5 protein-coding genes are annotated in these 4063 nt (G+C 65.5%); 1 reads left to right on the top strand and 4 read right to left on the bottom strand.

Features of this window, described 5'->3' with window-relative positions; genetic code table 11:
- The first annotated feature begins 193 nt into the window (after nt 1-193).
- Nucleotides 194-628 (top strand): hypothetical protein, encoded by a 435-nt coding sequence (locus VJ811_RS05265; protein ID WP_324071221.1) that lies wholly within the window; start codon nt 194-196, stop codon nt 626-628.
- Between the two features lie 239 nt (nt 629-867).
- Here VJ811_RS05265 and VJ811_RS05260 read toward each other — a convergent pair whose 3' ends face one another.
- Genes VJ811_RS05260 through VJ811_RS05245 form a run of 4 tightly spaced genes read right to left on the bottom strand, consistent with a single transcriptional unit; the run spans nt 868 to nt 3974 of the window.
- The gene (locus tag VJ811_RS05260) at nt 868-1374 is read right to left on the bottom strand and encodes a hypothetical protein (protein ID WP_324071220.1); all 507 of its coding nucleotides are present in this window, start codon (nt 1372-1374) and stop codon (nt 868-870) included.
- A gap of 2 nt (nt 1375-1376) precedes the next feature.
- On the bottom strand, nt 1377-2078 hold the full coding sequence (locus VJ811_RS05255) for a nitroreductase (protein ID WP_324071219.1): 702 nt from the start codon (nt 2076-2078) through the stop codon (nt 1377-1379).
- The gene (locus VJ811_RS05250) at nt 2065-2937 is read right to left on the bottom strand and encodes an RDD family protein (RefSeq protein ID WP_324071218.1); all 873 of its coding nucleotides are present in this window, start codon (nt 2935-2937) and stop codon (nt 2065-2067) included. Before VJ811_RS05250 ends, VJ811_RS05255 begins: the two co-directional genes overlap by 14 nt.
- Entirely contained in the window at nt 2934-3974 is a 1041-nt protein-coding gene (locus VJ811_RS05245; RefSeq protein WP_324071217.1) for a stage II sporulation protein M, read from the bottom strand. Before VJ811_RS05245 ends, VJ811_RS05250 begins: the two co-directional genes overlap by 4 nt.
- Between the last annotated feature and the right edge of the window lie 89 nt (nt 3975-4063).

Raw genomic sequence — 4063 nt, 5'->3', positions numbered from 1 at the left:
ACCTTGATCGAATCGGCGCCATAGGCGTTGGTGTTGGGCTGGTTGGCGGGCGCGACCGGCGCCGTATTTTCTGGGGTGTCCGTCATATCGATTATATAGGGTCGAAGGCGGCAAAACCCAAGCGAAAATGCGGCTCTCGGTCGTGTCGCGACGAGCGTTGCGCGGGGGGCGCGCGGCGGCTAGTTTCAGAGGCATGAAACATCGTCTCGTCATCCCCGCCGCCGCCCTTCTGATCGCCTCGCTCGCCGCGTGCAGCCAGCCCGCACCGCCCGCCGAAAACGCGCCTGCGGTTGCCGGCGAGCCGCTCGCCACGCGCGCGGTGATGATCGGCACCGAAGGGCCGAGCCTGCCCGCCTGTTCGAGCATCAGCCGCGTCAAGGCGGGCGGCACCGACGTTTACTGGGCACCGAACGAGACGCGCGCGGTCAAGGCGAAGCTTGCCGGCGGCGCGAATGTGTCGCTGTGCGAGGCCGCCGAGAATGACGCCTGGTTCGGCGTCGTCTTCGCCGCGCCCGGCACCGACCCCGACATGTGCGGCGTCGGCAAGTCGGTGCCGAATGCCCGCGAATATCAGGGTCCGTGCCGCTGGGGCTGGATCAAGGGCGGGACGGTTCAGCTGGGTGGTTAGGGCCACAAAAGCCCCGCATGCGCGCATTCGATTTGTGTCTTTTGTGGCCTTAAAGCGACAAAGGATTCGCATGAACGCGCCGCAACTGTCTCCTTTGTCGCTTTAAGGTCAGTGCGGGATATTGCCGTGCGCGGGTGGTGATAGACGATTCAAAGAGCCAGCGTTCAGGCTGACACAGCTGGATAATGTAGGAAAGCGCTGTTTCGATCCTCCCCATGGCTCCGCCACAGGGAGGGTGTTTAGCGGCAATCCTCGATCACGCGGCCGATTTCGGACTGCACGGGCAACGTCATCGCCCCGCCGCCCGGCGTTTCGAGCGCGAAGCGGCCGCGGCTGAAGGCGATGCGGTCGAGCCGCGGGTCGCGGTTCGCAAGGTTTGCGCTGCCGCCGTCGAAGCGAATCTGATCGGTCCCCGCGCTGGTGCGCAGGCTGACATTGCCGGCAAGCGCCGAGGTCATCCGGATGGCGCCGCCGCTGCACGCCATCGTGAGCAGCGGGTTTGAACTGCCCGTCGGGACGAACGCCGCGACCTTGCTTCCGGCATCGTAACGCCATGCGCCGCGGTCGACCGCACGGTCCTCCCACGACTGGGACGGCGTCGGCAGTGGCGCGGGTGTCGGTGCGGGGGCGACGGGTTGCGGTGCGGGCGCAGGTGCTTCGGGTTTGGGAATCGCCGTGCAGCCCGCGACGACAAGCATCAGCGCGCCCGCCATGCCAAAGCGAAAACCGGGTTGCTTGCTGCTCATCCTCAAAATCCCTGCCAATCCATCACTTCGTCGAGCCCTACGCGCGGCACCGGCCACTGATTCACCGCTGCATCGGCATCGGCATAGCCGATCGCAAGCCCGGTGAACAAAATCTGCCCCTCGTCCAGCGCCAGCGTGCGGCGAACCGTCGCCCCGTACATTGCCCAGCATTCCTGCGGGCAGCTAGCGAGTCCCGCCTCGACGAGCAGCAGCATCACCGATTGCAGCCACATGCCCATGTCCGACCATTGGGGCGGTCCCATGATGCGCGAACAATGGAGGAAAAGCATTACGGGTGCGCCGAAACCCCGGTAATTCTCCACGAACTGAGCGATCCGGCCCGCCTTGTTGTCGCGCGGGATGCCGAGCGAGGCGTAGAGCGCCTCGCCGACCCCGAAGCGGCGCGCTTCCCACGGTTCGGTGAGCCCCTTGGGATAGATGTCATATTCGGGCTCATAACCTTCGCGGCCCATCGCGATCCGCTCCGCGACCGCGTCCTTCACCGCCTGCCACGGAGCGCCGGTGACTAGCGTCGCCTGCCATGGTTGAAGATTGCCCCCCGATGGCGCGCGCTGCGCCGTAGCGAAAATATCCTTGAGCAGCGCCGGGTCGACCGGCCGATCGGTAAAGGCGCGCACCGAACGGCGCGCGTGCAGGGCCCGGGTTACGCCATTCTCGGTTGCAGGGGTGTCAGTCGCTGGCATATTTATCCTCTCGCCTTTTGCCGAACAGCAGCTTGCGTTCGAGCCGGGCCTTGAGCTGGCGGTAGTAGGAAAGCAGGAAGACGTCATCCTCTTCGGCGATCGCGCGTCCGATCTTGGCGCGGATCGCGTCGGCGACCTCGCGCATCGCGCGCGGATCGCGGCCGCGCAGCACGCGTTCGAGCTCCTGCAATTCGAAAATGCCATAGACGGCGAGTTCGGCCTCGCTGAACGCCATCGCATCGCCCGCGGCCTCGACCCCGATATCGGCGTCTAGTTTCACCCGCTGCGCCATCACGACCCAGGTTCCCGCGATCAGGTCGCCCATCCGCATCCGGTCGCGGTTGAACAGCAGGAACAGGCTGAGCGTCAGCGACCACAGCACACCCGCCAGCATGAGCCAGCCCGACACCGCATCCTCGGCGACGCCGACCCCCAGCATCATCAGCGGCAAAAAGATTTCGAGCTCGCGGATCAGATTGCGTGCGACCACCGCATCGGCGGTAAGGCGGCCGCCGTCGCGCGCGACCACGCGGATCCCCATCAGCCTTTTGCCCGGCGTCGCCGCGCGCGAACCCAGCTCGAACCCGATGAACCAGAAGGTGCGCAGCAGGAAAGCGCCGAGCATCCAGATGACCTCCGTGACGTCCGACCGCGAGGCGACGCCGACCCAGGCCATCAGCAGCCAGAAGAGGAGGAGCACGAGCTGGATCAGGATCATGTCGATCAGCAGCGCCCCGAAGCGCAGCCCCGAGCCCGCGATCTTCAATTCCAAGTCGACGCCTTCGGGCGTGATGAACTGGCGGATTTTCTTCGCCCGCGCGGCGCGCAGCTTGGCATTGGCCTCGGCGGCGGCGCTCATGTCACATCCTCGCGACGCGGGATGTAATAATAGGCGATCCAGAACAGCAGCATCAGCGTGCCCGTAGCATAGCGCAGCATCGTGTCGGTGATCAGCTGGCGCCCGAAGCCTTCTAGGAGGCCGGCGGCGAACAGCATGATGATCACCCCGACCATCACCTTGCCCGCGGTGCGCCCCGCCTCCGACGCCGCCTGCAACCGCCCGCGCGCGCCGGGAAAGACGACCGCGGTGCCGATGCGGAGGCCCGCTGCGCCCGACAGCGCGGCGGCGAACAATTCGGTGGTGCCGTGGATGAACAGCCAGCCGCCGAAATCATAGCCCAGCCCCTTGCCGGTAAAAACCGCCATCATCGCGCCGAGGCCGATGCCCTGATAATATTCGAGCATCATCGTCGGCACGCCAAAGGCGAAGCCCAAGGCAAAGGACAGGATCGACACCTGGCTGTTGTGGGTGAACAAATAGGTCGCAAAAACGTGCAGCCCGCTTTCGCCCTCGCCCGCCACCGCCTTGCCATGGCCCAGCGTCGATTGCAGGAACTCGGCGGTTGCGCGCGGATCGCGGCCGCCCGACATCTCTTCGGGGACGAAGTTGAAATACCATTCGGGGTTGCTCGCGACGAGCGAATAGCTGGTCAGCGCGCCGAGCAGGATGATCAACGCGATGATGATCGTTTCCTTCCACACCGACCGCACCGCGGCGGGCCAGTCGTAGAGGAAGAAACGGCGCAGGCGATTGAGCCGGCTCTCGCGCACGCCATAGATCAGGAAATAGCCGCGGATCGACAGCGCCTCGAGGTGATCGAGCAGCGCCTTGTCGAGGCTGGTCGCGCGTGCGATCGACAGCGACGACAAGGTCGCGCGGTAAAGCAGGGGCAATTGCAAAAGCTCGTCGCTGGTCAGCGCGGTCGCGCCCTTCTTCTCCAGCTTGGTGAGCAGCAGGTCGAAGGCGATCCAGTCGGATTCGCGCTCGGCGCGAAAGCGGCTGGTCGAAAAGCTCGGCGCGTCGATCGCGCGGGTTGGAGCGGTCGCGGGAATCATAAGCTGCCCGCCCGCTTGATACCAAGATAAGCCTCGACCGCGTTCGCCCCCATCGCGTCGGCGGGCACCTCGATGACGTCGGCGCCCAA

Source organism: Sphingopyxis sp. (assembly GCF_035250425.1).
Taxonomy (GTDB): Bacteria; Pseudomonadota; Alphaproteobacteria; order Sphingomonadales; family Sphingomonadaceae; genus Sphingopyxis.
This window is presented reverse-complemented; position numbering and strand designations above follow the sequence as displayed.

What these genes read in the sequence shown, in the direction of transcription:
- VJ811_RS05265 (WP_324071221.1), top strand. Translation starts at nt 194, where the DNA reads ATGAAACATCGTCTCGTCATCCCCGCCGCCGCCCTTCTGATCGCCTCG.
- VJ811_RS05260 (WP_324071220.1), bottom strand. Translation starts at nt 1,374, where the DNA reads ATGAGCAGCAAGCAACCCGGTTTTCGCTTTGGCATGGCGGGCGCGCTG.
- VJ811_RS05245 (WP_324071217.1), bottom strand. Translation starts at nt 3,974, where the DNA reads ATGATTCCCGCGACCGCTCCAACCCGCGCGATCGACGCGCCGAGCTTT.
- VJ811_RS05255 (WP_324071219.1), bottom strand. Translation starts at nt 2,078, where the DNA reads ATGCCAGCGACTGACACCCCTGCAACCGAGAATGGCGTAACCCGGGCC.
- VJ811_RS05250 (WP_324071218.1), bottom strand. Translation starts at nt 2,937, where the DNA reads ATGAGCGCCGCCGCCGAGGCCAATGCCAAGCTGCGCGCCGCGCGGGCG.